The sequence below is a fragment of the Pseudomonas sp. IT-P2 genome (assembly GCF_949767575.1).
GTDB classification, from domain to species: domain Bacteria; phylum Pseudomonadota; class Gammaproteobacteria; order Pseudomonadales; family Pseudomonadaceae; genus Aquipseudomonas; species Aquipseudomonas pharyngis.
Genome location: NZ_CATKQA010000022.1, coordinates 639,374 through 666,281, shown reverse-complemented (window position 1 = coordinate 666,281; position 26,908 = coordinate 639,374). Strand labels below are relative to the sequence as shown.

Genomic DNA, 26,908 nt, shown 5'->3' with positions numbered 1-26,908 from the left:
ATAAACAAGTCTTCACTTCAAGATAGACTTCAAAAAGCATACCATCTCACTGGTGACATAATCCTGAGAGAACAAATCCTCAACCCGTTGACGGGCCTGCAGTGAAAGTCTTCTCCTGAAATCGGTATCTTCAAGAAGTCTCTTCATACAAGAAAATATTTCATCTCTATTGCCTGGAGAATGAAAAATTCCTGTGACCTCTTCCTCAACAGCATCAGTAAGTCCGTAGATTCTCGAGGCAATTGACGGCAGCCCAACACTCGCCGCCTCTACAACTGCAGTACCAAACCCTTCTCGATAGCTGGGGAGGCAAAATATATCAGCAGTGGCCATCCATTCTTCTGGGGTTTCCGAGAATCCCTTCCGATGATAGCGTGAATCATGCCCCTTCAAAATGGCGTTTAACTCGATATCAACACCATCATCATCATCAGGCCCAACTATAAGTAGGTAAACGTTGGAATACTGCTCGGATAATTTTCTGAATGCACTTGCGAGATCAAGGACTCCCTTTGCCCGCGCAGCACGCCCCAGAAAAAGGAAAACCACGTCACTTTCTTCTATGCCTAACGCCGATCTGAGTGCTTGCCTTACAGGATAGTTTTCGGAAAATTTCGCCGTATCCACACCACTTATAGAGCCGTTACCCAGTACTTTAATTTTTCCGAGAGGGGCTATTCGATTACCTTCCAAAAAGCTTTTTTGCGAATGACTGTCTGCCAAAAGATGAGTTGCACACATAGCCATTAGCGTATCAAGCATCGTCAACAACAGGCGAAACAATCCAGATTTAGTCGCCCATACCTGGCCGGTGAAAATGTGTAGTCGAACGGGAATCCTGGCTATCAGCCCTGAAAGCATCCCAATTAATCCAGATTTCGGCATAAGGGAAAATACACAATCATACTGAAAAGCTTTTAAATGCCTGGATAATAAATATAGTGCACAAAGATCCTTGCCGATAGAAATTTTTCGCTCAATGTCCAGACGTACAAAACTAACGTTTTTGGACAACAATTTATCTACGCCATCGACTGGACCAGAAGTTACCAATGTCACATCGAAGGCCTTCGACAACTTCAGGATATGGGCACGCATAAAGACATGCAGAACGACTGGAACAGTCGAGACAATACAAATTCTCTTTCTACTCTTCATTGTTGATGCGCCAGAATGGAAGAGATAGAACTGGGAATACTAAAGGAGGCATTAAACCCTAATTCTCTTCGGATCAACGCACTTGAGTACTCGACTCTTGAAACCAGCGCATCAACCCTGCTTTTTTTCAAAGGAAATTTCGGAATATGCGAGCACAGTGCGGTAAAAACACGAACCAGCTTTTCAGGAACGACGAGCGCAGGAGCTTTAACTTTATGAAAATCCGCCATCGCGTCCACTACTTCGCACAATAGGCAATCATTCGAAACAATATAGGTCTTATTCTTTGCACGTTCATCTAAAGCACAAAGCACAAGTGCGCGAACGACATCTTCAACATGAATATAGTTAGCAATCGACTGCTTATCGGCTATGTAAAAAAACAGACCCCGGCGTACAACCTGCGACAACTGACGAAACGATTGATTTGACATATCATGCCCGACAACATTCGTAGGTCGAACAATTGTATAGCTTAACGCAGGTTCTGCTGCACAATAGCTGACAATAATTTCATCTGCGACGGTCTTTGTCACTTCATAGAGACCTACCGGACAAGGGAAGTCTTTCTCATCTACTATTATCTTGTGCCCGTTTGACCTGGAGACCATTCCATAGGCGCCCACACTGCTCAACTGAACTATGTGAATCGGCCTATTATTTTCCTTTGAACTATTCAGAAAGCTGTCAATGACTTTTCGCGTACCTGCTACATGCAGACTATACATTTTTGATTCGGATGAAATCTCCCCCATACAGTTAACTATTACATCAACATCCTGTAGCTGAGCCGGTAATTCTCCACACCATTCGTGAACATCGCCGACTAAAATCTTTACCCCTGGGATATGGAGCCGTGCATTCCGAGTTAAAACAATTACTTCATCACCGCGACCCACCAACGCACGACATAACGCTCTACCGATAAAGCCGCTGCCTCCCGTTACAAAGAACTTCATACTTCTCCTTTGCCATTAAAGCATTGAAAAATTATTAGACCCCCCCGAAAACGATTATTATCAGGCATCACTTCCACCGAAAAAAAAGATAAAAAACACCCTGATAAAAACGAATTTCCCTGTATACCTGAACTCGTCTAAAAATACTAAAAAAAACCCTAAGGGCTTCCTTCTTCCTTGCTATCGATAAATCCCTGAAAAGAGCACACTCCAACACTGCTTGCGCTCGATCATAATTTTCATCATTTGAATATTTTTGAATAATTTCCATCTTGGCAGAATGCATAGCATCAATATTTTTCCATGTATTTGTCGAATGAACACGATAGTTCGCCAACAGATCCGGAATTACAGCGACAGCTGAATCTCTTGCCTTTGATACTCTCAACCAGATATCCCAGTCTTCAACTTTCGTATCTTTGTCGAATCCTCCTACAAGCTCTAACACTTCTCGCCTTATCAAAGCCGCCGGTGCAGGAAGTTCGGCACGAAGCAAAAAAACATCCTTGAAATTATAGACTGCATTACCTACACGCTTTCCTATCTTTCTGGAGTCATTGTCAATCATGTAAACCGAACCAAATGCTGCAACGCATGATTGGTGGTTTTCAAGATACTCAACCAAGACCCGAGTCTTATCAGGAAGTATCAAATCGTCGGAAGCCAAACCACAAAAGTACTTACCGTCTGCCCATTCCAACCCCTCATTCAATGTTGCAGAAACGCCAACATTAGGTCTAGAAATCGCTTTGAACCTCCGAAAACGCGCTTTACAGGCAGCCAAGTATTGCTCAACAACGGCAAAGGAAGAATCTGTAGAACCATCATCAATAATGATGAGCTCTATATTCTGATAGGATTGCGCAATGACACTCTCGATACATTCTGCGACGAATCTCGAGTGATTAAACACCGGGATACATATACTGACAAGCGGCCCTGCACTACGTGAGTACATTCTAATTTCCCAAAGTCACACACTCACCAACAACAAATCATAACCCGCCAGGGCAGAAACGCCTGACGGGTTTGGAGCAATTAATTTTTCTTAAAAGAATTACAGGCCTTAATCACTTCTTTAGCCTGCTCCAAGCTCAAAGTTGGACCCATTGGCAAACTCAAAACTTCATCGTGAATTTGCTCAGTTAGTGGGAAACTCAGATGATTGAACTCAGCATAAGCTTGTTGTTTATGCGGAGGAATTGGATAGTGAATCAAAGTCTGAATACCCAAGTCAGCCAAGTGTTTTTGCAACTCTTGACGCTGCGCAGACTTGATAACGTACAAATGCCAAACATGCTGGTGCATTTTAGTAACGTCGGAGCCTTTATCGACAGGCAATGTAATCAATGGGTTATCAATACCGCTTGAATAGATTTGAGCAATTTCTCTGCGATGAGCAACAGTTTCATCGAGGTTTTTTAGCTTTACACTCAGAATCGCTGCCTGAATTTCATCCAGCCGGCTGTTTACGCCCTGGTACAAACTTTTGTACTTGACATGCGAACCATAATTGCGAATAGCTCGAAGAGCTTCATTCAATTCTGGATCGTTGGTAGTAATTGCGCCGGCATCTCCCAATGCACCGAGATTCTTGCCTGGGTAAAAACTGAATCCGGAAGCATCTCCCCAATTACCGGCACGCTTACCATCGATGCTTGCACCATGCGATTGAGCAGAGTCTTCCAAAACCAGAAGTTTGTGTTCGTTCGCGATAGCCAAGAGTTCGGGCATATTCGCGATTTGCCCGTACAGATGCACAGGCAAAATGACTCGAGTTCGTTCGGTCAAAGCTGCCTTTACATTTTCTGGAGATATGTTGAAGGACTTGGCATCAGGCTCTACCAGTACAGGAGTAAGGTTGTTTTCGGTAATAGCCATAACACTAGCGATGTAGGTATTAGCGGGTACGATAACCTCATCACCATTTTTAAGCTTGCCCAGTTCTTTCCAGGCGCGCAGCGTCAATATCAAAGCATCAAGACCATTAGCAACACCGATGCAATATTTTACGCCACAGTACTCTGCGAATTCTTTCTCAAATGCTTCAAGTTCCGCTCCGCCAATATACCAACCGGAATCAATTACCCGAGTAACTGCTTCAATCAGCTCATCGCGAGAAGCCGCATTTACCGAAGCCAGATCAAGAAATGGAATAGTCGTCATTTAAAAATACCCGAAAGTTGCTCTTCTGATTTTTTTACCGCGTCAGGCGTAATTTCATAGTAATTATTAGCCTCATCCTCACCCACCTGAACCGCGCCCATTTTTTTATGGAAGGATATAACCTTATCATTACCCTTCATCACATCGAAATGGCACTTCTTGAATCCTAAATGTTCAAAGCCAAACTTGTATATCAGAAACGCACTTTCGATGGCTGCAAAGCGTGTCTTGTTTTCATTGAGGATCCAACTCCCCCAACAAAATGATCCATCCCGAATATCGTAGACTCGTACTGTCCCGCATGGTGTGCCATCGAGCTTTTCAATAATGAAATAAAACTGCTTCTGCTCCGCCTCGTCGACCTTGTACTTCTTGATCCAGCTTTTTTGTGACTCGAGATCTGGAGAAACCCCTGATAAAAATTTGTTATACCTGTCATCCAAACGCAAACTCAGGATGAATTCCGCGTCCTCTACTTCTACAAACCTGAGGCGTACTGTGGAATGCTGTAAGTTCACTATCAATTTCTCCATCAGTGTGTAATCGGAATCAAATAAAAACCAAATCACACTTCTCGTTAATTTGTTGCAGGCCTATTTTTTCAATCTGGCGAGCGGAGCGCACTGCTTGAGCGGCTCGACAGGTTCGAAGAGCTGAAAATATTGTAGCGGCCCCTTCTTAAAAATACCAGAACGTCTTGGAACCGGTTATCCATTTGATGCGGGTGATCCCGGGTAGGTACCTCACTATCCTGATCGATTCAATTCAGTAATAAATACAATGGCAACTACCGCCCCAGCAATCATCCTATTGCTGAGAGCTAAAGAATGAATGCTTACGCCGTTTTATAATTGCAGAGTGGGATATAAAGCACGGGAAAGGAACTGAAGAAAAAAAATTACAAGATTTCGCACAAAAAAGCCAAACCCTGAGTTACAGGATTTGGCTATATAGCATCAACGAGCGCTCAACCCGGGATTAGCGTCGGCAATAAACTTATCGTAGTCTCTATAATAATCATCTTCATCATAAAAGTCAGACGCCAAAACCATACAAACTGCACCAGAAGAAAAATTATCGATCTCTCGCCAAATCATTGGACAAACATATAAACCGGAATAGCTTCGGTTCATATGAATGGTTTTTTTTCCATAACCGTCATCAATATGAATATCAAAAGAACCGGACATGGCGATAATTAATTGATGTAAAGCCTTGTGTGCGTGCCCTCCTCTCTCTGCGCCACCTGGTACATCATAAAGATAATAAACACGCTTTATATCAAACGGAATATGGCGACCGGCTTCGACATAGGTAAGATTACCCCGAGGATCATTGATTCTCGGCAAGGTCAATACGTCACACTTGTCCAAATTCATTTCAAACTCCTCTTCTCGTCGGGTCAAGAAAACTCACGCGGGAATATCCGCATCAAGCTCAACCAGAAAGTTTTTCAAATCAATGCTGAAATCTGCATGAATGCCCTTCCCAGTGGAATCCGCCGTACCAAGTACGTAGTTGACCTTTTTTCCCGATGAGCAGGCCATATTCTGCCAGTACCAATAACTTGTGTCTGGAAACTTGCTGATCAGTATGAAAATCTGTGCATCCTTCGGTGCAAAAACAAGGCTCGCAAGCGCCGCCCCGGAAGAACCGATAATAACTTTGGCACGACTAAACAACGCCACTTGCTCGATAAAGCTCAGACCTTCAGTCTCGACGACCTTAAAGCCTTTTGGTACCAAAGCCGACTCCAGATCCGCAAAATTGCTGACCAACCGTGCGCCGGTTCTACGCCTAAGGATAATTTTTTCTGGCCAGTCTCCACCCGATTCAGCAGCGAAGCTATTTGAACGAAGTTTTAACAAATCAAATGCAGCAGGACTGAAAAGGCCATGCGAATGTTCGCCAAGGGCGTTTGGGCGGCGCTCGAAAGGCACGTAGCCCGCTACTGAAGTGATAAATAGCTGCCCAACAGTTGCGGCCTTGCCAGTAGGAAGTGCGATAATTTTACGATCATTGCCCGAGACAACCCTCAGCGATTGCATCAGGTTAGGATGCAAGCCATCATTTACCAGGATTGGAACATCCTTATAATCATCGTCCGCACAAAAAACTGCGACGCGGGGCAATACCTCTGTCATCCAATGAGCATAATTAGAGGCGCAAGAGTCGAGAAACGACGCCGCGACCGGGATAACTTCAGGTAATGGGTCGTGCGATACCCAACGGGCTCTACTAAAATCTTTATCGAGAATCAACCTGCCGTGCAACTCTTCGCTCGTGTAATCTCGAGTGAAATCATATAAGTCGTGATGTAGGACTTTATTATCGACCAACACCAGATTTGTGCCGCCATATACGGTCGCTTGATTAAGGAAGAACGTATAGATTTTCGGATAAGTATACGCCTCGTGCGGAGAAACCAGATATTCCTGATCACTCGCAGGCAGCACGCGGGGCGCAGGCGTATCAACCCGCTCCTCCTTCACAAGAACTTTTACGGCCAGATTATTATCCGCAATATATTCTTTATGGCTAGAGAGCCCGCGCCAACTCTGATTTTTATTGCCAGACAAATGAGCCCGAACATTGGCGTAAACAGGATACCCGTTGCGCCAGAGCCATAATACGACCCAGCGAACAAAAGAATTCTGCTTCAGGTGTTTGAGATAGAATTGGCCGAAAACCGTATTTCTTAGTGCCTCGACCTTGTTGTGAGGCTTCTCCGCCGTGAATTCGACCCTTTGAACTTCTATTTCAGGCGGTAGAGTCTCTTTTACCCCAGCGCTGGCGGAGGGCGTCCATCTCGACACCTCGAAAATACGTCCCTGTGCGTTTAGCATCAAGCTCAACGAACGCAACTGTTCTTCATGCCTGGCTACTTTAGCCTCAAGTAGCCGCAGTTGCTCTCTGAGCTCAGTCATGCTCATTTCATCCATGTTGAGGCGCTCCTTTGAGATACATCTCAATTACTTCGTCCGGACTACCATCCGCCACCATCTTCCCATGGTCCATCCAGATAACGCGATTGCACAAGGTCTTAACCAGATTGTGATCGTGAGATACCATGATCATGATGTCGGCTTTATCGATCATTGAGTGCATTCTCGCCTTGGCCTTCTCCATGAAGGCAGCATCACCACCAGCAAAGATCTCGTCCAAAATCAACACTTCCGGGTGCACAGCGGTCGCCAGAGAGAATGCCAGTCTCATATACATACCGGTGGAATAATATTTGACCGGCGTATCAATAAACTCCTCCAACTCGGCGAATGCGATGACTTCCGGCTCGATCTCTGCCAACTGGGCCTTTGAGTATCCGAGAATAGAACCATTGAGATAGATATTTTCTCGCCCGCTGAACTCCGGGTGAAACCCCGCCCCAATTTCCAGGAGCGGGGCAATCCGCCCCGACACCTTGATCGTCCCATCCGAAGGCTCATAAATACGACACAACGCCTTCAACAAAGTACTCTTGCCTGCGCCATTGTGACCAACAATACCAACACGATCACCCGCATTAAGATTGAAGGAGACGTTATTTACCGCAAGAAAATCCGAATACGCTGACGTACTCTTTCTTTTGAATATTCCGGTAAAATAATCTTTGAAAGAAGGCGTCGAATCGTGATAAATACGAAACTTAATTGATAAATCGACAATGGATACATTCGACATGTCAGTTACAGCCTAAAAATGATTTTTTTCTCTTTAAGGAGAAAAAAAACAAAACCGAGAAAAATACTTGTCACTGCCAATCCCGCGCAAACCAGAACCGTCGAGGAGTTTGGCAATACTCCCTGAGTCAAAGGCGCGCGAAACATATCTACAAACGGGACGACTGGGTTAAAGCTCACCAACCAGGCTACCTTGCCCATCAAGGCGTCATTCTTGTACATGATCGGAGTCAGGAAAAACCAAGCCTGCATTGCGATCAGAATGATGTGTTGCAAGTCGCGAAAAAAAACTGTCGCAATCGATACAAACAATGCAATACCCAATGCGAAAACAAACAACAAGACGTAGGCAACGGGAATAAACAAGAGAGCCCAAGTCAAATGCCCACCTATTGCAAAGATAATCAAAAACAGTGCAATAAATGATAGACAGCTATCAATCAAGACACCCAAAGCGACGCTCAGTGGAAAGATCAGCTTTGGTAAATATATCTTTTTAATCAGACTTTCATTATTAATGAATGCCGCACCGGACTGCGTAACAATTGCGCTAAAACAGTTCCATGGAATCATTCCTGCAAACAGGAAAACCGCGTACGTTTTGAGATCTGCCTTGAACAAGGTAGAAAAAACAACAGCTGTAACAGTCATCATCATCAGTGGATTGATTAACGTCCACAGATAACCAAGCGCTGTCCTACGATAACGCAGGATCAAGTGTTGCCGAACCAGTTGCCACAGCACGGCATGACTACTGCATAGTTCAAAAAGCTGCCTGAATGCCGAATTAATCACGCGATTACCTCAGCAATTACAGCAAAATCAAAAATATTCCGTTTCATTCTCTTGCCTTTCTACTAGCCGAATATGCCTTTTTTGCGGAAATTTAGCGCAAAGAATTGGGCACTCTCAAGCTCGCTCACTATTGATCTCTTTTAAAATAGCAAGTAGATACTTTCCATAACCATTTTTCGCGAGGGGTGCGGCGAGAGTTTCGAGTTGTGCGCGATCAATCCAGCCCATTCTGAACGAAATTTCCTCAGGGCACGCAACCTTTAGACCTTGGCGACTTTCAAGCGTGGCAATGAACTGCCCGGCCTCCAACAAGGATTCGTGCGTGCCTGTGTCCAGCCAAGCATAACCCCTACCCATGATTTCAACATCCAACTGATTTTTTTCCAAATAGAGTCGATTCAGGTCAGTAATTTCAAGCTCTCCCCTGGAGGAAGGCTTCAGGGATTTAGCAAACTCTACGACTTGCGAATCATAGAAATACAAACCAGTCACCGCATAACTCGATTTTGGTACGACAGGTTTTTCTTCAAGACTAATGACCTTTCCCTTGCTATCAAACTCAACAACACCATAACGTTCTGGATCATTGACATGATAAGCAAAGACACTGGCCCCCTCAGTGCGAGACATCGCATTCATCAGCAGATTGTGAAAATCATGACCATGAAAAATGTTATCGCCAAGGACAAGCGCACAGGCCTGCCCATCGAGAAACTCTTCGCCAATTACAAACGCTTGCGCAAGGCCATCCGGAGAGTCTTGAACAGCATATTGCAAGTTGATGCCCCAGCGCTGACCGTCACCTAACAGTTGCTCAAATCGCGGAGTATCCTGCGGAGTCGAAATAATCAGAATCTCTCTAATTCCGGCAAGCATCAGTACGCTTAGCGGGTAATAGATCATCGGCTTGTCAAAAACCGGCAAAAGTTGCTTCGAAATCGCAAGCGTTGCAGGGTGTAAACGAGTTCCGGAGCCACCTGCGAGGATGATGCCTTTACGATTTGTCGTGATCATTTGATTAGAACTTCCCTAAGCATTCGGGTTACACCACTTTGCCAATCCGGCAGGTGCAGAGAAAAATTGTTACACAGTTTCTGAGTGTTCAAGCGCGAGTTCAACGGACGGCGCGCAGCGGTAGGATACTCATCGCTCGAAACTGGATTAACTGACTTAACACGAAGGCTATCGTCATGAGTCCTCGCAAAATCAATCACATGAGATGCGTAACCATGCCATGAGACCTCGCCACCTGCAGCCAAGTGGTACAGACCCGATAGCTCCGTTTGATGCAAGGCCTGTTGCAGTGCCAAGGCTGTCACATCTGCGATCAAATCACTTCCAGTCGGGGAACCTACTTGATCCGCAATGACATTCAGCACTTCACGCTCTTGTGCCAGCCGCAACATCGTCTTGGCAAAATTTTGCCCACGGGTTCCATAAATCCAACTGGTACGAAAGATCAGGTGCTTGCAGCCAGACGCCTGTACCGCCTGCTCACCAGCCAATTTACTTTTGCCATACAGATTAAGAGGATTGGCGGTATCGGCTTCCTTCCAGGCGTCCTGTCCCTCACCATTAAAAACATAGTCCGACGAATAGTGAACCAGCCAGGCATCCAAGGCTTTGGCTTCTTCGGCCATAGCCTGAACAGCAAGTGCATTGATGGCAAAAGCCAAGTCAGCTTCAGATTCAGCCCTGTCGACTGCGTTATAAGCCGCGGCATTTACGATAATATCTGGCTTGACTTGACGAATAGTGCAACGCAACCCATCAATATTGTGCAGATCTCCGCAAAGTCCGTTATCGGAATGACGATCAAGCGCAATCAACTCACCTAGCGGGGAAAGAGAACGCTGCAACTCCCATCCCACTTGGCCGTTTTTTCCCAGCAAGAGGATTTTCATGACTGGCTCGAACGATCCGCGTAATTTTGTTCGATCCACTGTTGATAACTGCCACTTTTCACGTGGGCAACCCACTCCGTATTGCTCAGGTACCATTCGACAGTTTTACGAATACCAGTCTCGAAGGTTTCTTCCGGTGTCCAACCAAGTTCGCGCTGAATCTTACTGGCATCGATGGCGTAACGCAGGTCATGCCCCGGACGATCCTGAACGTAGGTAATGAGGCTCGCATGTGGGCAATGACTGGAGTCGGGACGCAACTCATCTAGCAATGCGCAAAGGGTGCGCACTACTTCGATGTTCTGTTTTTCATTATGCCCACCAATATTGTAAGTCTCGCCGATAACGCCCTCGGTCACTACCTTGTAGAGTGCGCGTGCGTGATCTTCTACATAAAGCCAATCACGTACCTGGGTACCTTGGCCGTATACAGGAAGTGGCTTGCCTTCCAATGCATTGAGAATGATCAAAGGGATCAATTTCTCAGGGAAGTGGTAAGGGCCGTAGTTGTTCGAGCAGTTGGTTACCAGTGTCGGTAATCCATAGGTACGACTCCAAGCTCTTACCAGGTGGTCGGAGCTAGCCTTGCTCGCAGAGTATGGGGAGCTTGGCTGATAAGGCGTGGTCTCCGTAAAGAGATCTTCAGGACCTTCCAGATCGCCGTAAACTTCGTCGGTAGAAATATGATGGAAGCGAAACGCAGTTTTACGCGATTCGTCCAGCGCAAGCCAATAGTGACGCGCAGCCTCCAACAAGGTGTAAGTACCTATGATGTTGGTCTGAATAAACTCGGACGGCCCCGTAATCGAACGGTCAACGTGGGACTCGGCAGCCAGATGCATAACGGCATCTGGCTGATGCTCACGAAAAACGCGGTCAATTTGTTCACGATCACAGATATCAACGCGCTCGAACACGTATCGTGAATTCTGGCTAACTTCAGCCAATGATTCGAGGTTGCCGGCGTAGGTAAGCTTATCGACGTTAACAACAGAGTCGGAGGTGTTGGAGATGATATGGCGAATGACCGCCGAACCGATAAACCCGGCGCCGCCGGTTACTAGAATTTTCACGCGAAACCATACCCTTGAGTTGCTGACAGGGCCGTCCACCGAGCACTGTCTAATCCATGAATACAAAAGCCATCAAGCTGCCAAGGCTCTCGTCAGAGTCAGTCTGATACGAAGAGGAATATGCCACTATCGATCAAGAGCAGCATTTTACAGCTTAATGAGGGTTTTACTAATGGATATAGACAAGCTGTGACGCAATTTCGATACAAGTCTTCGGGTTGGCGCGATTAGACAAGACGCCTGCGACCCACTCTCGATGTGCGACCAAGGATCCATCCAAGCACGGGACCGATCAGCATGCCGATGAGCAGCGTCAGAACCATCAATACGGACACTGGCAACTCGGGGCCTGACCAGCCAAGGAATGCCAAGGAAACCGATTGCTGGTTTTCGAGGACAAAAGCCAGGATACCCAAAACCAACAAAAGGACAATTAGCCCAAACAGAAGACGTTGGAAGCTACGCATTGTCAACCTCACTCATGAAAGATGACATCAATCCGACTCCTCTTCCTCATTTACGCGATCACGCAGCTCTTTGCCTGGCTTGAAATGCGGAACGAATTTACCGTCAAGGCTGACAGACTGACCGGTCTTTGGATTACGACCGACCCGCGGCGCACGATAGTGCAAAGAAAAGCTGCCAAAACCACGGATCTCGATACGATCCCCTGTGGCCAGACACTGGGACATTTGCTCAAGCATGGTCTTGATGGCCAGCTCTACATCTTTGGATGAGAGCAGCCCCTGATGGGTGACAATTCGTTCGATCAACTCCGACTTCGTCATATTTTTCCCTTCTTTTTCAAGCAGCTAGATCAGCGCTTGAAAGGTTTTAGCACGCCCGGAAGATTTTGAACAGCCCAGGGCTTGACATATCTTTCCGCTCGCCAAAACGCCCATTTTCAGGGCATCGGATTGCAAGCCCATGAACGCCCACTCACCGACAAATCACCAGCATGGTTCGAGTGACGTAGCCAGCAGGATTGAAGCCGAAGGGAAACTCATCTTCTTCCCGGGCATCATCAGAACGCGTAATCACCTTATAGCCTGCGCCCTTGCACTCCTTGGCGGCGCGCTTCTGACACCTCTCCCAGCCTGAGCCCAAGCCCGAGCAGTCGACTTCGATGCCGCTGACTCCACGCACCGCATGGGTCTTGGCGCTGGTAGTGCAACCCGCCAACATCAACACACTCACCAAGACTATAAACTTGTTCATTCACTTCCTTATACCAGGCGCCTGCCAGACTACTGCGATCTTCAGACTAAGCCTAGACGCGAATAGACGATTGATCCGATTAAAGAAACAGACCGCCACGCAAAGGGAATGGTTTCACCCGAATAGCCAGAGAGCGATACCTCACCAAATCGCAGGCACAAAAAAGGGCGACCGAAGTCGCCCTTTTTCATGATCAGACAGAACTCAGTTCTGTTTGGCCATTGCTTGACGCAGCAGTGCAGCCATAGTGGTGTCAGCTGCTTCACCTTCCGGAGCGGTTTTCAGGCTCTGGATGGCTTCTTTCTCTTCAGCATCATCTTTCGATTTGATCGACAGCTGAATTACGCGGCTCTTGCGATCAACGCTGATGATCTTGGCTTCTACTTGCTGGCCTTCTTTCAGAACGTTGCGCGCGTCTTCAACGCGGTCACGACTGATTTCGGAGGCTTTCAGAGTCGCTTCGATATCGTCGGCCAGAACGATGATGGCGCCTTTGGCGTCAACTTCTTTCACGGTGCCAGTAACGATTGCGCCTTTGTCGTTAACCGAGACGTACTCGGAGAACGGATCGCTTTCCAGTTGCTTGATACCCAGGGAGATACGCTCACGCTCCGGGTCAACCGACAGGATAACGGTGTCCAGCTCATCACCCTTCTTGAAACGACGTACGGCTTCTTCGCCCACTTCGTTCCAGGAGATGTCGGACAGGTGAACCAGACCGTCGATGCCGCCGTCCAGACCAATGAAGATACCGAAATCGGTGATCGACTTGATGGTGCCGGAGATCTTGTCGCCCTTGTTGAACTGGCCAGAGAAGTCTTCCCATGGGTTCGACTTGCACTGCTTGATGCCCAGGGAGATACGACGACGCTCTTCGTCGATGTCCAGAACCATGACTTCCACTTCGTCGCCGACTTGTACGACTTTCGAAGGGTGGATGTTCTTGTTGGTCCAGTCCATTTCCGAAACGTGTACCAGACCTTCAACGCCTTCTTCCAGCTCAGCGAAGCAGCCGTAGTCGGTCAGGTTGGTTACACGAGCGGTAACGCGAGTGCCTTCTGGGTAACGAGCTTTGATAGCAACCCATGGATCTTCGCCCAGTTGCTTCAGGCCCAGGGAAACACGGTTGCGTTCGCGATCGTATTTCAGAACCTTGACGTCGATTTCGTCACCAACGTTGACGATCTCGGAAGGATGCTTGATGCGCTTCCAGGCCATGTCGGTGATGTGCAGCAGGCCGTCCACGCCACCCAGATCGACGAATGCGCCGTAATCGGTGAGGTTTTTGACGATACCTTTGACTTGCTGGCCTTCCTGCAAGGATTCCAGCAGAGCTTCACGCTCGGCGGAGTTCTCGGCTTCCAGGACGCTGCGACGGGAAACGACAACGTTGTTGCGCTTCTGGTCCAGCTTGATGACCTTGAATTCCAGCTCTTTGCCTTCCAGGTGCGTGGTGTCGCGCACTGGACGGACGTCAACCAGGGAACCTGGCAGGAACGCACGGATGCCGTTAACGTCGACAGTGAAGCCGCCTTTAACCTTACCGTTGATAACGCCCTTGACCACTTCCTCAGCTGCGAAGGCTGCTTCCAGAACGATCCAGCATTCAGCGCGCTTGGCTTTTTCACGGGACAGCTTGGTTTCACCGAAACCGTCTTCAACCGAGTCCAGAGCAACGTGAACTTCGTCACCGACGTTGATGTTCAGTTCGCCAGCGTCGTTGTAGAACTGCTCCAGCGGGATCAGTGCTTCGGACTTCAGGCCAGCGTGAACGGTTACCCAGCGAGCCTGGTAATCGATATCAACGATAACACCGGTGATGATGGAGCCTGCCTGAAGGTTCAGGGTCTTTAGGCTTTCTTCAAAGAGTTCCGCAAAGCTTTCGCTCATTTTAATTCCTGTTGATTAGGGCGAAAAATACGCCCATCTCCACATCCCAGACAATGTGGGTTAGTTTCATTTAAAAGAAGCGCCACAGGACTATGACTGGTCCCCTGCAGCCTTCTTGGTCACCCGGCGATATCGCGAATGGCGATCTCACTCATGATGCGTTCAAGCACCTGATCGATGGACAACTCCGTGGAATCCAGCTGTATGGCGTCAGCCGCCGGCTTGAGCGGGGCCACCGCTCGCTGGGTATCACGCTCGTCGCGCGCACGGATCTCATCTAGCAGACTCGACAGACTAACACCCTCGACTTTGCCCTTCAACTGCAAATATCGGCGGCGCGCCCGCTCCTCGGCACTGGCGGTCAGGAAAATCTTCAGCGGCGCATCGGGAAACACCACTGTGCCCATGTCGCGACCATCGGCCACCAGACCCGGAAATTCCTGGAAAGCACGCTGGCGCTGCAGCAGCGCCTCGCGCACAGCCGGCAATGCGGCCACCTGGGAAGCGCCTGATCCGACGCTTTCAGTACGGATGACATCGCTGACTTCGTCACCTTCCAGAATGATGCGTTGCAGTTGACCGTCGGTCGCCGCGATGAACTGCACATCCAGATGAGCAGCCAGTTTCTTCAGCAGCTCTTCATTGGTCAGGTCGACACCGTGGTTGTGCGCAGCAAATGCCAGCAGGCGATACAGCGCACCGGAGTCCAGCAGGTTCCAGCCCAGACGCTTGGCCAGAATCCCGGCTACGGTGCCTTTGCCCGAGCCGCTTGGCCCGTCGATGGTGATGACCGGTGCAATGTTGTTCACGACTGAGCCTCTTGCGCCACACGAATGCCGACCTGCGCGCAGAGCGCCAGGAAGTTCGGGAACGATGTCGCGACGTTGGCGCAGTCATGGATGCGGATCGGTGCCGTGGCGCGCAGCGAGGCCACGCTGAATGCCATCGCGATGCGGTGATCGCCATGACCATGCACTTCGCCGCCGCCGATCTGGCCGCCGTCGATGATGATGCCGTCCGGGGTCGGTTCGCACTTGACGCCCAGCGCCAGCAAACCGTCCGCCATGACCTGGATACGGTCCGATTCCTTGACCCGCAGCTCTTCGGCGCCGGTCAGCACGGTGCGCCCTTCGGCGCAGGCCGCGGCCACGAACAGCACCGGGAACTCGTCGATGGCCAGTGGAACCAGCGCTTCCGGAATCTCGATACCCTTGAGTTTAGCTGCTCGCACACGCAGGTCGGCAACCGGCTCGCCACCCACTTCACGCTGGTTTTCCAGAGTGATGTCGGCGCCCATCAGACGCAGGATGTCGATCACGCCGGTGCGTGTCGGGTTGATGCCGACGTGCTCGAGCACCAGCTCCGAACCTTCGGCGATCGACGCGGCCACCAGGAAGAACGCCGACGACGAGATGTCGCCAGGCACTTCGATGTGGGTCGCGGTCAACTTGCCACCAGACTCAACCGATGCCGTGGCACCGCTGACGCTCACCGGATAGCCAAAGCCGCGCAGCATACGCTCGGTGTGATCACGGGTTGGTGCCGGCTCGGTGACAGTGGTCTTGCCTTCGGCGTACAGACCCGCCAGCAGCAGGCAGGATTTAACCTGGGCACTGGCCATCGGCATGGTGTAGGTCAGGCCCTTGAGCTTGTGACCGCCACGAATGGTCATCGGCGGACGACCGTCGGCAGCGGTTTCGATCACGGCGCCCATTTCCCGCAGCGGGTTGGCGACGCGGTTCATCGGGCGCTTGGACAGCGAAGCGTCACCAGTCAGGGTGCTGTCGAAATCCTGCGCGGCCAGCAGGCCGGACAGCAGGCGCATCGAAGTGCCGGAGTTGCCCAGATAGATCGGGCCCGGCGCAGGCTTCAGGCCGTGCAGGCCGACACCGTGGATGGTCACGCGACCGTGATGCGGGCCTTCAATGACCACGCCCATGTCGCGGAACGCCTGCAGGGTCGCCAGAGCGTCTTCGCCCTCGAGGAAGCCTTCGACTTCAGTGACGCCTTCAGCCAGGGAACCGAGCATGATGGAACGGTGGGAAATCGATTTGTCACCTGGTACGCGAATCCGACCGGACAGGCGGCCACCAGGTTGAGCCAGGAAAATCAGATCGTTGGAATTCATAGCGTCCACATAGGCCCTGCGGGCCAGGATTTTACTGAAATGCTCGCGGGCAACCCGGGCGCGCGTGAAGACGCCCAACAATTGGTGCCCATCCCCTGCATCGACCGCGTCGCGCAAGGCGTCGAGGTCGCTGCGAAATGTATCGAGAGTGCGCAGGACAGCCTCGCGGTTGGCGAGAAAGATGTCATGCCACATGACCGGGTCGCTTCCGGCGATTCTTGTGAAATCACGGAAACCGCCCGCAGCGTAACGGAAGATCTCAAGGTTTTCATTGCGCTTGGCCAGCGAATCGACCAGACCGAAGGCCAGCAGGTGCGGCAGATGACTGGTTGCGGCCAGCACTTCATCGTGACGCTCGACCTGCATGTGCTCGACGTCGGCGCCCAGCTCGCGCCACAAGCGATCCACCACCGCCAGCGCATCCGGATCGGTCTGCTCCAGCGGGGTCAGAATCACTTTGTGACGGCGGAACAGCTCTGAGTTGGAGGCTTCCACCCCGCTCTGCTCGGAGCCGGCAATCGGATGCCCCGGCACGAAACGCGCCGGCATGCCGCCGAACGCTTCGGTCGCCGCGCGCACCACATTGCCCTTGGCGCTGCCGACATCCGTGAGAATCGCCTGCCCCAGGTCCATGCCGGCCAGACGGGCCAGCACTTTTTCCATGGCCAGGATCGGCACCGCCAACTGGATCACGTCCGCGCCCTGGCAAGCCGCCATCAGGTCGTCTTCGCAACGATCCACCACGCCCAACTCGACCGCCAGCTTGCGCGATTGCGGGTCGAGATCGACCCCGACCACTTCACGGCACACGCCGATTTCACGCAAGCCTTTGGCAAACGAACCACCGATCAACCCCAGACCGACCACCACCAGGCGCCCGATCATAGGTGCAACAGATTGCAGCGCAGTGACATCACCCACGAGCCAGAACCTTGCGCAGCGCTTCGAGGAAGCGGCTGTTTTCCGCCGGCAGACCGATGGTCACCCGCAGATGGTCCGGCATGCCGTAGTTGGCCACCGGACGCACGATCACGCCTTCGCGCAGCAGGCCCTGGAACACCGGAGCCGCCACCTGACCGAGGTCGACGCAGATAAAGTTGCCCTTGGACGGAATCCAGCTCAGACCCAGCTCGCGAAAACCCGCTTCCAGCTGTTGCATGCCGGATTCGTTGAGCTGACGGCTCTGCGCCAGATATTCCTCGTCTTTCAACGCCGCACACGCCGCAGCCAAGGCCAGACTGTTGACGTTGAACGGCTGGCGTACACGGTTCAGCACGTCCGCCACCACCGGAGTGGACAAGCCGTAACCGACGCGCAGCGCCGCCAGACCATAGGCCTTTGAGAACGTGCGCGAGACCAGCAGATTCGGGTAAGCGGCGAGGAAATCCAGACCATCCGGCAGATCGCTGCCTTCGGCATATTCGATGTAGGCCTCGTCCAGCACCACCAGCACATGTTCCGGCACATCCTGCAGGAACTCGTCCAGCGCTTCGGCGCCGAACCAGGTACCGGTCGGGTTGTTCGGGTTGGCGATGAACACCACGCGAGTGTTGGCGTCGATCGCGGCCAGCATGGCCGGCAGATCATGCCCCCAATCCTTGGCCGGAACGACCTTGGCCTGAGCGCCGACCGCCTGGGTCGCGATCGGGTACACCGCGAACGCGTGCTCGCTGAACACCGCATTCAGGCCCGGCGCCAGATAGGCGCGCGCCACCAGCTCGAGAATGTCGTTGGAGCCGTTACCCAGGGTCACCTGGTTCAGCTCGACACGGCACTGCTCGGCCAGCAGGGATTTCAGGGCAAAACCGTTGCCGTCCGGATAACGGGTCAGCTCATCCAGCGCTTCGCGGATTGCGACCAGCGCTTTCGGGCTGGCGCCCAACGGGTTTTCGTTGCTCGCCAGTTTGACAATGCTCGCCGGATCCAGGTCCAGTTCGCGAGCCAGCTCGTCCACGGGTTTGCCCGGTACGTATGGCGAAAGTTGTTGCACGCCCGGCTGTGCCAGAGCGAGGAAGTTGCCACTCATTGCTACCACCCCTTAAAGAACTGCTTTCGGGTAGGAACCCAGCACCTTGAGTGCTACTGCTTCCTGACTGATCTTTTCCAGTACACCCTTGATCAGCGGATCACGGTGATGGCCGACGAAGTCGATGAAGAACACGTAGGTCCATTTACCACTGCGCGACGGACGGGTTTCGATCCGGGTCAGGTCGATCCCGTTGTCATGGAACGGCACCAGCAGCTCGTGGAGCGCGCCGGGCTTGTTGCTCATGGACACGATGATCGAAGTTTTGTCGTCGCCGGTCGGCGGCACTTCCTGGTTACCGATCATCAGGAAGCGCGTGGAGTTGTCCGGGCGATCTTCGATCTTCTCGGCCAGACGGGTCAGGCCGTACAACCCGGCCGCCATATCACCGGCGATCGCCGCCGAATTCCACTCACCCTTGACCCGCTTGGCCGCCTCGGCGTTGCTGGACACCGCCACGCGCTCGACATTCGGGTAATGGGCGTCCAGCCACTTGCGGCACTGCGCCAACGACTGGGCATGGGAATAGATGCGGCTGATGCTGTCGGTCTTGGTGTTTTCACCGACCAACAGGTGGTGGTGAATCCGCAGCTCGACTTCGCCGCAGATCACCATGTCGTGCTCGAGGAAGCTGTCGAGGGTGTGGTTGACCGCGCCTTCAGTGGAGTTTTCCACCGGCACCACGCCAAAATTCACCGCACCGGCCGCCACTTCACGGAACACTTCGTCGATCGCCGCCATCGGCTTGCTGATCACCGCGTGTCCAAAGTGCTTCATGGCCGCCGCTTGGGTGAAGGTGCCTTCCGGACCGAGATAAGCGACTTTCAGCGGATTCTCGAGGGCCAGGCACGAAGACATGATTTCGCGGAACAAACGCGCCATCTCTTCATTGCCCAGCGGCCCCTTGTTGCGCTCCATGACGCGCTTGAGGACCTGCGCCTCACGCTCGGGACGGTAGAACACCGGCTGCTCACCTTCGGCCAGACTGGCCATCTTGACTCGAGCAACTTCTTCGGCGCAGCGCGCGCGATCACTGATCAGCTGGAGAATCTTCTCATCCAGGTTATCGATGCGAACGCGCAGCGCCTTGAGCTCCTGCTCGGACATCAGGAATGCTCCTTCTCGAATTCAGCCATGTAGCCAACCAGCGCCTCGACGGCGTCCAGACCCAGGGCGTTGTAGATCGAGGCACGCATGCCGCCGACCGAACGATGACCCTTGAGGTTGAGCAGGCCACGAGCGTCGGCGCCGGCCAGGAAAGCCTTGTCCAGACGCTCGTCAGCCAGACGGAACGGCACGTTCATCCACGAGCGGGCGTTGGTGCTGATCGGGTTGGTATAGAAATCGCTGTTGTCGATGAAGCCGTACAGGCGATCTTTCTTCGCCTTGTTGCGCTGTTCCATCGCGGCGACGCCGCCCTGCTCCTTCAGCCACTCGAAAACCAGGCCCGAGAGGTACCAGGAATAGGTGGCCGGGGTGTTGTACATCGAACCGTTATCGGCCGAGACCTTGTAGTCGAGCATGGTCGGGCACGAACTGCGGGCGCGGCCCAGCAGGTCTTCACGGACGATCACGACAACCAGACCGCTCGGACCAATGTTCTTCTGCGCGCCGGCGTAGATCAGGCCGTACTGCGACACATCGATCGGACGCGAGAGGATATCGGAGGACATGTCGACCACCAGCGGAACGTCACCGGCCTCGGGAACCCAGTCGAACTGCAGACCGCCGATGGTTTCGTTGGACGCATAGTGCAGATAGGCCGCACCCGGAGTCAGCTTCCACTCGTTCTGACCAGGGATGGCCAGGTAGTCATAAGGCTTGGCGCTGGCGGCAACGTTGATATTGCCGAAGCGACGCGCTTCTTCGATGGCTTTCTTCGACCAGATGCCGGTTTCGACATAGTCGGCGGTGCCGTTCTCGGGCAGCAGGTTCAGCGGAATCTCGGCGAACTGTTGGCTCGCACCGCCCTGCAGGAACAGCACTTTGTAATTGGAGGGGATGGACAGCAGGTCGCGCAGGTCTTGTTCGGCCTTCTCGGCGATGGCCACGTAGTCATCACTGCGATGGCTCATTTCCATGACCGACAGACCCTTGCCGTGCCAGTCGAGCATCTCGGACTGGGCACGCAACAGGACAGCTTCAGGCAGCGCAGCGGGACCTGCGCAGAAGTTATAGGCTCGTTTGCTCACATCCACTCTCGCTATGCAATCACGGTAGCGGACAGAGCAAACACTCTGCCCTGCTACGATTTGGTTAGTCTTGCGACTCTTCTTCGTCTGCGGCGTCCGCCTGCAGGTTGTCGACCGCATCGTCCGGTTCGGCGCCGATCACGCCTTCTTCCAGCTCGACACCTTCTTCGCCTTCCAGCTCGTCACCTTCAACTTCCGAAGGCTCCTGAACCCGCTCCAGACCGACCAGGGTTTCATCCTTGGCCAGCTTGATCAGGGTCACGCCCTGGGTGTTACGACCCAGGCTGGAGACTTCATCGACACGGGTACGCACCAGCGTGCCCTGGTCGGAAATCAGCATGATCTCCTCGCCGTCGAGCACCTGAACCGCACCGACCAGACGGCCGTTACGCTCGTTGCTGACCATGGCGATCACGCCCTGGCCACCACGCTTGTACTCGGGGAACTCGGTGATCGCGGTGCGCTTGCCATAACCACGCTCGGAAGCGGTGAGGATCTGGCTGCCTTCTTCCGGGATCAGCATCGAAATCAGCTTCTGTCCTTCCGGCAGACGCATGCCGCGCACACCGCGGGCGGTACGGCCCATCGCGCGAACGTCGGATTCCTTGAAGCGGGTCACCTTGCCGCCGTCGGAGAACAGCATCACTTCACGTTCGCCATCGGTGATGGCTGCGGAAATCAGCACGTCGCCTTCGTCCAGCTCCAGCGCGATCAGACCGACGCTGCGTTGACGGCTGAAGGATTCCAGCGGCGTCTTCTTCACGGTGCCGTTGGCGGTCGCCATGAAGATGTAGTGACCCTCGGTGTATTCCTCGACCGGCAGCATGGTGGTGATGTATTCACCGTCATCCAGCGGCAGCAGGTTGACCAGCGGACGACCACGGGCGGCGCGGGATGCTTCAGGGATTTCGTAGGTCTTCAGCCAGTACACCTTGCCCTTGCTGGAGAACAGCAGCAGCGTGGTGTGGCTGTTGGCGACCAGCAGGTGAGCGATGTAGTCCTCATCCTTCACGCCGGTAGCCGATTTGCCTTTACCGCCACGACGCTGGGCCTGGTACGCAGCCAGCGGCTGGGTCTTGGCATAGCCACCGTGGGAGATGGTCACGACGCGCTCTTCTTCCGGGATCATGTCGCCCAGAGTCAGGTCGAGACGGGCATCGAGGATTTCGGTACGGCGCACGTCGCCGTATTCGGCGCGGATCACTTCCAGCTCTTCGCGGATCACTTCCATCAGGCGCACGGCGCTGTTGAGGATGCGGATCAGCTCGCCGATCTGGTTGAGGATCTCTTGATACTCGGCCAGCAGCTTTTCGTGTTCCAGACCGGTCAGGCGGTGCAGACGCAGTTCCAGAATGGCTTGCGCCTGCTCAGGCGACAGGAAGTACTTGCCGTCGCGCAGACCGTATTGCGGATCGAGGTTTTCCGGACGGCACGAATCGGCACCGGCACGCTCAACCATCGCCACCACGGCAGTGGATTCCCACGGCGTGCTGACCAGCGCTTCCTTGGCTTCCGACGGAGTCGGCGAAGCCTTGATCAGGGCGATCACCGGGTCGATGTTCGACAGGGCAACGGCCTGACCTTCGAGGATGTGACCACGCTCACGCGCCTTGCGCAGTTCGAACACGGTACGGCGGGTAACCACTTCGCGGCGGTGACGGACGAAGGCTTCCAGCAGGTCCTTGAGGTTGAGGATCCGTGGACGACCGTCGATCAGCGCAACGATGTTGATGCCGAATACCGATTGCAGCTGGGTCTGGGCGTAGAGGTTGTTGAGGATCACCTCAGGCACTTCGCCGCGACGCAGCTCGATCACGACGCGCATACCGTCCTTGTCGGACTCGTCGCGCAGTTCGGTGATGCCTTCGAGTTTCTTCTCTTTTACCAGCTCGGCGATCTTCTCGATCAGGCGTGCCTTGTTCAGCTGGTAAGGGAGTTCGGTGATGACGATCTGCTGACGGCCACCGACCTTGTCGATGTCTTCGATGATCGAACGGGCGCGCATGTAAATGCGGCCACGGCCGGTGCGGTAGGCTTCGATGATGCCGGCGCGACCGTTGATGATCGCGGCAGTCGGGAAGTCCGGACCGGGAATGTATTGCATCAGCTCATCGACGGTCAGCTCGGGGTTGTCGATGAGGGCCAGGCAACCGTCGATAACTTCACCGAGGTTGTGCGGCGGAATGTTGGTCGCCATGCCCACGGCGATGCCGCTGGAACCGTTGACCAGCAGGTTCGGCACGCGGGTCGGCATGACCGCCGGGATCAGTTCGGTGCCGTCATAGTTCGGCACCCAGTCCACGGTTTCCTTGTGCAGGTCGGCCAGCAGCTCGTGCGCCAGCTTGGTCATGCGCACTTCGGTGTATCGCATGGCCGCGGCGTTGTCGCCGTCCACCGAACCGAAGTTGCCCTGGCCGTCGACCAGCAGGTAACGCAGGGAGAATGGCTGCGCCATGCGGACGATGGTGTCGTACACCGCGGTATCACCGTGCGGGTGATACTTACCGATCACGTCACCGACGACACGGGCAGATTTCTTGTACGGCTTGTTGAAGTCGTTGCCCAGCTCGCTCATCGCGAACAGCACGCGACGGTGCACGGGCTTCAAGCCATCGCGCGCATCCGGCAGTGCACGACCGACGATCACGCTCATCGCGTAGTCGAGATAGGACTGTTTCAGCTCGTCTTCGATATTGACCGGGAGGATTTCTTTGGCCAGTTCGCCCATGAGAAGCCTGATTCCTTTTTCTGGTGAAACTTCGCCATATCCATAGGGGACGCACGAAGCTCGTCGATGCAGGCCGAGTGCCATGCGTCGACTTACGACAAATCGACAAGTTGACCCTGGATTTGCGCAGTGAAGACAACCCCGTGGGACTGCCTCGGAAAACGCCGGATGTTATCACAAGAGCCGCCACGCACCTATCCCCCAGATGCGCATGGAGCATAGTTAGATGACCGATGACAGGCTTAACGGGGACGAGAGAGGCTCAGAGCCTCCCTGAATGCAAATTTCGGTACGAAATTACGGATGTTTATTGACTTTCAAGACCCCTTCGCGAGCAAGCTCGCTCCAACAGGGTTCTGCGGCGATCACAAAACCTGTGGGAGCGAGCCTGCTCGCGAAGAAGATAACGCAGACATCAAGCCAATCAATGCAGGCGCTTGCGGCACATCAACTGCGCCATTTTCGCGGTATCCGGGCGCTCGACGATGCCTTTTTCGGTGACGATCGCATCGATCAGGTCCGCCGGGGTCACGTCAAACACCGGGTTGAACGCCTCAACGTCAGCCCCGACACGTTTGCCGCCAACCTCCAGCAACTCGGCGCCATCGCGTTCTTCGATCGGAATGTCATCACCGCTGGCCAGATTCATGTCGATGGTCGAGCTCGGCGCCACCACCATGAAACGCACGCCGTGGTGCATGGCGTTGACCGCCAGTTGATAGGTGCCGATCTTGTTCGCCACGTCACCGTTGGCGGTAATCCGGTCGGCGCCGACGATCACCCAGGTCACGCCTTTGGTTTTCATGATGTGCGCGGCAGCGGAGTCAGCATTCAGGGTCACCGGAATGCCTTCGTTGGCCAGTTCCCACGCGGTCAGGCGCGAGCCTTGCAGCCACGGCCGGGTCTCGTCGGCGTAGACGCGCTCGACCATGCCTTCGATGAACGCAGCACGAATCACCCCGAGCGCCGTACCAAAACCGCCGGTGGCCAGGGCGCCGGTGTTGCAGTGCGTCAGAATCGCCTGGGCATTGCCCTGATGCTTGCGGATCAGGTCGACGCCGAGCTGAGCCATGGTCAGGTTGGCCTCGCGATCGCTTTCATGAATTGCGATGGCCTCGGCTTCCAGCGCCACCAGTGGATCGGCGTTTTCCTTCAAACGGTCCAGCCGGTCATGCATGCGATTCAACGCCCAGAACAGGTTGACCGCTGTCGGCCGGGAATCGGCCAGCAGCATGAAATCCTCTTCCAGCGCCGCGTACCAGTCGCCCCCCTCGGCAATCCGGGCACGGGCCGCCAGTACGATGCCGTAGGCGGCACTGATGCCGATGGCCGGCGCACCGCGCACCACCATCGAACGAATCGCTTCGGCCACGCCGGCGGCGCTGGTGTAGGCGACCCAGTTTTCCTCGAACGGCAAAACGCGCTGATCCAGCAGGTGGAGCGCGCCATCACGCCAATCGATGGCCTTTACTTTCTCCGCAGCCAACAGTCGATCGCGCATCCCTCACCCCGCACTCATGAACAAAAGCCGCCGATTATAGCGATCCCCCCGCGAAGACGCTCGGGTATACTTCGCCATCCTTTACAAAAGCACTGGAACCGACCCTCGATGCCGAAACCTGCCATTGCGCTCGACTTATTATTGCTGCCGACCTGGCTGGTACCCGTCGAACCCGCAGGCGTTGTGCTCAAGGAGCACGGCCTGGGCATTCGCGACGGCCGCATCGTGTTCATCGGCCCGCGTGCCGAAGCGCTGAAGTGTAACGCCGCCGAAGTCCGCGAACTGCCGGACGTTCTGCTCAGCCCCGGCCTGATCAACGCCCACGGCCACGCCGCGATGACGCTGTTCCGTGGTCTGGCCGACGATTTGCCGCTGATGACCTGGCTGGAAAACCACATCTGGCCGGCCGAGGGCAAATGGGTCGATGAAGACTTTGTGCGTGACGGCACCGACCTGGCCATCGCCGAGCAGATAAAAGGTGGCATCACCTGTTTCTCGGACATGTACTTCTTCCCCAAGGTTGCCAGCGAGCGCGTGCACAACAGCGGAATCCGTGCGCAGATCGCGATTCCGATCCTCGACTTCCCGATTCCGGGTGCCGCCAGTGCCGATGAAGCCATTCGTCAGGGCGTCGAACTGTTTGGCGACCTGAAGCATCACGAGCGCATCAAGATCACTTTCGGCCCTCATGCACCCTACACCGTGGGCGACGAGAACCTGGAAAAAATCCGCGTGATCGCCGAAGAGCTGGACGCCTCGATCCACATGCATGTCCACGAAACCGCGTTCGAAGTACAGCAAGCGGTCGAACAGCGCGGCGAACGCCCGCTGGCCCGGCTCGGTCGCCTCGGCCTGCTCGGCCCGCGTTTCCAGGCCGTGCACATGACCCAGATCAGCGATGACGACGTGGCGTTACTGGTAGAAAGCAACACCAGCGTGATCCATTGCCCGGAGTCGAACCTGAAACTGGCCAGCGGCTTCTGCCCGGTGGAGCGCCTGTGGCAGGCCGGGGTCAACGTCGCGGTCGGCACCGATGGCGCGGCGAGCAACAATGACCTGGATCTGCTGGGCGAAACCCGCACCGCCGCCCTGCTGGCCAAGGCTGTCGCCGGCTCGGCCACCGCACTGGACGCCCATCGGGCACTGCGCATGGCCACGCTGAACGGCGCGCGTGCCTTGGGAATCGAAGCCGAGACCGGCTCGCTGGAACTCGGCAAGGCGGCAGACATCGTCGCCTTCGACCTGTCCGGCCTGGCGCAACAACCGATCTATGACCCGGTCTCGCAACTGATATACGCCACCGGCCGCGACTGCGTGAAACACCTGTGGGTCGCAGGCAAGCAGTTGCTCGACGACCGCCGCCTGACCCGACTGGACGAACAACAGCTAGGCGAAACCGCCCGGGCCTGGGGCCGACGCATCAGCGGCCACACCGAATCGTAAACACCCCGGCGCAAACTCCGGGGCTACAGCCTTTTTCAAGTTTTAGA

General features: G+C 53.8%; 24 protein-coding genes. 1 reads left to right on the top strand and 23 read right to left on the bottom strand.

The genetic code is table 11. The annotated features are described in order from the left end of the window. Positions 1–12: 12 nt before the first annotated feature. The 23 genes from ACM6JM_RS15735 to mtnA form a co-directional block, all read right to left on the bottom strand. Complete coding sequence (locus tag ACM6JM_RS15735) at positions 13–1,158, bottom strand: glycosyltransferase (protein ID WP_414882177.1); 1,146 nt, start codon at positions 1,156–1,158, stop codon at positions 13–15. Then, entirely contained in the window at positions 1,155–2,117 is a 963-nt protein-coding gene (locus ACM6JM_RS15730; RefSeq protein ID WP_414882176.1) for an NAD-dependent epimerase/dehydratase family protein, read from the bottom strand. The genes ACM6JM_RS15735 and ACM6JM_RS15730 overlap by 4 nt, the downstream gene beginning before the upstream one ends. A 67-nt stretch (positions 2,118–2,184) precedes the next feature. Further along, positions 2,185–3,075 carry a glycosyltransferase gene (locus ACM6JM_RS15725; RefSeq protein WP_414882175.1) on the bottom strand — a complete coding sequence of 297 codons (891 nt, stop codon included), beginning with the start codon at positions 3,073–3,075 and terminating at the stop codon, positions 2,185–2,187. Positions 3,076–3,155: 80 nt separating this feature from the next. Then, positions 3,156–4,283 carry a DegT/DnrJ/EryC1/StrS family aminotransferase gene (locus ACM6JM_RS15720; RefSeq protein WP_414882174.1) on the bottom strand — a complete coding sequence of 376 codons (1,128 nt, stop codon included), beginning with the start codon at positions 4,281–4,283 and terminating at the stop codon, positions 3,156–3,158. Beyond that, the gene (locus ACM6JM_RS15715; RefSeq protein ID WP_414882172.1) at positions 4,280–4,801 is read right to left on the bottom strand and encodes a GNAT family N-acetyltransferase; all 522 of its coding nucleotides are present in this window, start codon (positions 4,799–4,801) and stop codon (positions 4,280–4,282) included. Before ACM6JM_RS15715 ends, ACM6JM_RS15720 begins: the two co-directional genes overlap by 4 nt. A 438-nt stretch (positions 4,802–5,239) precedes the next feature. Next, positions 5,240–5,662, bottom strand: a complete 423-nt coding sequence (locus ACM6JM_RS15710; protein ID WP_414882171.1) for a sugar 3,4-ketoisomerase — start codon at positions 5,660–5,662, stop codon at positions 5,240–5,242. Between the two features lie 33 nt (positions 5,663–5,695). After that, positions 5,696–7,225: a glycosyltransferase family 61 protein gene (locus ACM6JM_RS15705; RefSeq protein WP_414882170.1), complete on the bottom strand. Its 1,530-nt coding sequence runs from the start codon at positions 7,223–7,225 to the stop codon at positions 5,696–5,698. Then, positions 7,218–7,964, bottom strand: a complete 747-nt coding sequence (locus ACM6JM_RS15700; RefSeq protein ID WP_414882169.1) for an ABC transporter ATP-binding protein — start codon at positions 7,962–7,964, stop codon at positions 7,218–7,220. Before ACM6JM_RS15700 ends, ACM6JM_RS15705 begins: the two co-directional genes overlap by 8 nt. Before the next feature lie 5 nt (positions 7,965–7,969). After that, positions 7,970–8,707, bottom strand: a complete 738-nt coding sequence (locus tag ACM6JM_RS15695) for an ABC transporter permease (protein ID WP_414882168.1) — start codon at positions 8,705–8,707, stop codon at positions 7,970–7,972. Between the two features lie 165 nt (positions 8,708–8,872). Beyond that, positions 8,873–9,772: a glucose-1-phosphate thymidylyltransferase RfbA gene (gene rfbA / locus ACM6JM_RS15690; protein WP_414882167.1), complete on the bottom strand. Its 900-nt coding sequence runs from the start codon at positions 9,770–9,772 to the stop codon at positions 8,873–8,875. Continuing rightward, a complete protein-coding gene (rfbD, locus tag ACM6JM_RS15685; RefSeq protein WP_414882166.1) occupies positions 9,769–10,662 on the bottom strand; it encodes a dTDP-4-dehydrorhamnose reductase in 894 nt (297 codons plus the stop codon). The genes rfbA and rfbD overlap by 4 nt, the downstream gene beginning before the upstream one ends. Continuing rightward, entirely contained in the window at positions 10,659–11,735 is a 1,077-nt protein-coding gene (rfbB, locus tag ACM6JM_RS15680; protein ID WP_414882165.1) for a dTDP-glucose 4,6-dehydratase, read from the bottom strand. Before rfbB ends, rfbD begins: the two co-directional genes overlap by 4 nt. 227 nt (positions 11,736–11,962) lie before the next feature. After that, positions 11,963–12,202 carry a LapA family protein gene (locus ACM6JM_RS15675; RefSeq protein ID WP_414882164.1) on the bottom strand — a complete coding sequence of 80 codons (240 nt, stop codon included), beginning with the start codon at positions 12,200–12,202 and terminating at the stop codon, positions 11,963–11,965. Positions 12,203–12,229: 27 nt separating this feature from the next. Further along, the gene (ihfB, locus tag ACM6JM_RS15670; RefSeq protein ID WP_414882163.1) at positions 12,230–12,523 is read right to left on the bottom strand and encodes an integration host factor subunit beta; all 294 of its coding nucleotides are present in this window, start codon (positions 12,521–12,523) and stop codon (positions 12,230–12,232) included. 151 nt (positions 12,524–12,674) lie between these two features. Then, entirely contained in the window at positions 12,675–12,953 is a 279-nt protein-coding gene (locus ACM6JM_RS15665; RefSeq protein ID WP_414882162.1) for a hypothetical protein, read from the bottom strand. A 204-nt stretch (positions 12,954–13,157) separates the two neighbouring features. Continuing rightward, entirely contained in the window at positions 13,158–14,843 is a 1,686-nt protein-coding gene (gene rpsA, locus ACM6JM_RS15660; RefSeq protein WP_085647508.1) for a 30S ribosomal protein S1, read from the bottom strand. 119 nt (positions 14,844–14,962) lie between these two features. After that, positions 14,963–15,652, bottom strand: a complete 690-nt coding sequence (cmk, locus tag ACM6JM_RS15655) for a (d)CMP kinase (protein ID WP_039770555.1) — start codon at positions 15,650–15,652, stop codon at positions 14,963–14,965. Beyond that, complete coding sequence (locus ACM6JM_RS15650; RefSeq protein ID WP_246883691.1) at positions 15,649–17,856, bottom strand: bifunctional prephenate dehydrogenase/3-phosphoshikimate 1-carboxyvinyltransferase; 2,208 nt, start codon at positions 17,854–17,856, stop codon at positions 15,649–15,651. The genes cmk and ACM6JM_RS15650 overlap by 4 nt, the downstream gene beginning before the upstream one ends. 28 nt (positions 17,857–17,884) lie before the next feature. Then, on the bottom strand, positions 17,885–18,997 hold the full coding sequence (gene hisC / locus ACM6JM_RS15645; RefSeq protein ID WP_414882161.1) for a histidinol-phosphate transaminase: 1,113 nt from the start codon (positions 18,995–18,997) through the stop codon (positions 17,885–17,887). 12 nt (positions 18,998–19,009) lie between these two features. Continuing rightward, the gene (gene pheA / locus ACM6JM_RS15640; RefSeq protein WP_007950913.1) at positions 19,010–20,104 is read right to left on the bottom strand and encodes a prephenate dehydratase; all 1,095 of its coding nucleotides are present in this window, start codon (positions 20,102–20,104) and stop codon (positions 19,010–19,012) included. Next, positions 20,104–21,189, bottom strand: a complete 1,086-nt coding sequence (gene serC / locus ACM6JM_RS15635) for a 3-phosphoserine/phosphohydroxythreonine transaminase (protein WP_085647505.1) — start codon at positions 21,187–21,189, stop codon at positions 20,104–20,106. Before serC ends, pheA begins: the two co-directional genes overlap by 1 nt. 64 nt (positions 21,190–21,253) lie before the next feature. Next, positions 21,254–23,917 carry a DNA gyrase subunit A gene (gene gyrA / locus ACM6JM_RS15630; protein WP_039770558.1) on the bottom strand — a complete coding sequence of 888 codons (2,664 nt, stop codon included), beginning with the start codon at positions 23,915–23,917 and terminating at the stop codon, positions 21,254–21,256. A gap of 424 nt (positions 23,918–24,341) precedes the next feature. After that, the gene (gene mtnA, locus ACM6JM_RS15625) at positions 24,342–25,418 is read right to left on the bottom strand and encodes an S-methyl-5-thioribose-1-phosphate isomerase (RefSeq protein WP_074688034.1); all 1,077 of its coding nucleotides are present in this window, start codon (positions 25,416–25,418) and stop codon (positions 24,342–24,344) included. Positions 25,419–25,526: 108 nt separating this feature from the next. Here mtnA and ACM6JM_RS15620 point away from each other — a divergent pair, with 108 nt between their 5' ends. Further along, positions 25,527–26,861: a TRZ/ATZ family hydrolase gene (locus ACM6JM_RS15620; RefSeq protein ID WP_414882159.1), complete on the top strand. Its 1,335-nt coding sequence runs from the start codon at positions 25,527–25,529 to the stop codon at positions 26,859–26,861. Positions 26,862–26,908 lie beyond the last annotated feature (47 nt).

Coding starts and splice junctions, on each gene's coding strand:
- ACM6JM_RS15735 (WP_414882177.1), bottom strand. CDS start 1,158: ATGAAGAGTAGAAAGAGAATTTGTATTGTCTCGACTGTTCCAGTCGTT.
- ACM6JM_RS15730 (WP_414882176.1), bottom strand. CDS start 2,117: ATGAAGTTCTTTGTAACGGGAGGCAGCGGCTTTATCGGTAGAGCGTTA.
- ACM6JM_RS15725 (WP_414882175.1), bottom strand. CDS start 3,075: ATGTACTCACGTAGTGCAGGGCCGCTTGTCAGTATATGTATCCCGGTG.
- ACM6JM_RS15720 (WP_414882174.1), bottom strand. CDS start 4,283: ATGACGACTATTCCATTTCTTGATCTGGCTTCGGTAAATGCGGCTTCT.
- ACM6JM_RS15710 (WP_414882171.1), bottom strand. CDS start 5,662: ATGAATTTGGACAAGTGTGACGTATTGACCTTGCCGAGAATCAATGAT.
- ACM6JM_RS15705 (WP_414882170.1), bottom strand. CDS start 7,225: ATGGATGAAATGAGCATGACTGAGCTCAGAGAGCAACTGCGGCTACTT.
- ACM6JM_RS15700 (WP_414882169.1), bottom strand. CDS start 7,964: ATGTCGAATGTATCCATTGTCGATTTATCAATTAAGTTTCGTATTTAT.
- rfbA (WP_414882167.1), bottom strand. CDS start 9,772: ATGATCACGACAAATCGTAAAGGCATCATCCTCGCAGGTGGCTCCGGA.
- rfbD (WP_414882166.1), bottom strand. CDS start 10,662: ATGAAAATCCTCTTGCTGGGAAAAAACGGCCAAGTGGGATGGGAGTTG.
- ACM6JM_RS15675 (WP_414882164.1), bottom strand. CDS start 12,202: ATGCGTAGCTTCCAACGTCTTCTGTTTGGGCTAATTGTCCTTTTGTTG.
- ihfB (WP_414882163.1), bottom strand. CDS start 12,523: ATGACGAAGTCGGAGTTGATCGAACGAATTGTCACCCATCAGGGGCTG.
- ACM6JM_RS15665 (WP_414882162.1), bottom strand. CDS start 12,953: ATGAACAAGTTTATAGTCTTGGTGAGTGTGTTGATGTTGGCGGGTTGC.
- rpsA (WP_085647508.1), bottom strand. CDS start 14,843: ATGAGCGAAAGCTTTGCGGAACTCTTTGAAGAAAGCCTAAAGACCCTG.
- ACM6JM_RS15650 (WP_246883691.1), bottom strand. CDS start 17,856: ATGATCGGGCGCCTGGTGGTGGTCGGTCTGGGGTTGATCGGTGGTTCG.
- hisC (WP_414882161.1), bottom strand. CDS start 18,997: ATGAGTGGCAACTTCCTCGCTCTGGCACAGCCGGGCGTGCAACAACTT.
- pheA (WP_007950913.1), bottom strand. CDS start 20,104: ATGTCCGAGCAGGAGCTCAAGGCGCTGCGCGTTCGCATCGATAACCTG.
- gyrA (WP_039770558.1), bottom strand. CDS start 23,917: ATGGGCGAACTGGCCAAAGAAATCCTCCCGGTCAATATCGAAGACGAG.
- mtnA (WP_074688034.1), bottom strand. CDS start 25,418: ATGCGCGATCGACTGTTGGCTGCGGAGAAAGTAAAGGCCATCGATTGG.
- ACM6JM_RS15620 (WP_414882159.1), top strand. CDS start 25,527: ATGCCGAAACCTGCCATTGCGCTCGACTTATTATTGCTGCCGACCTGG.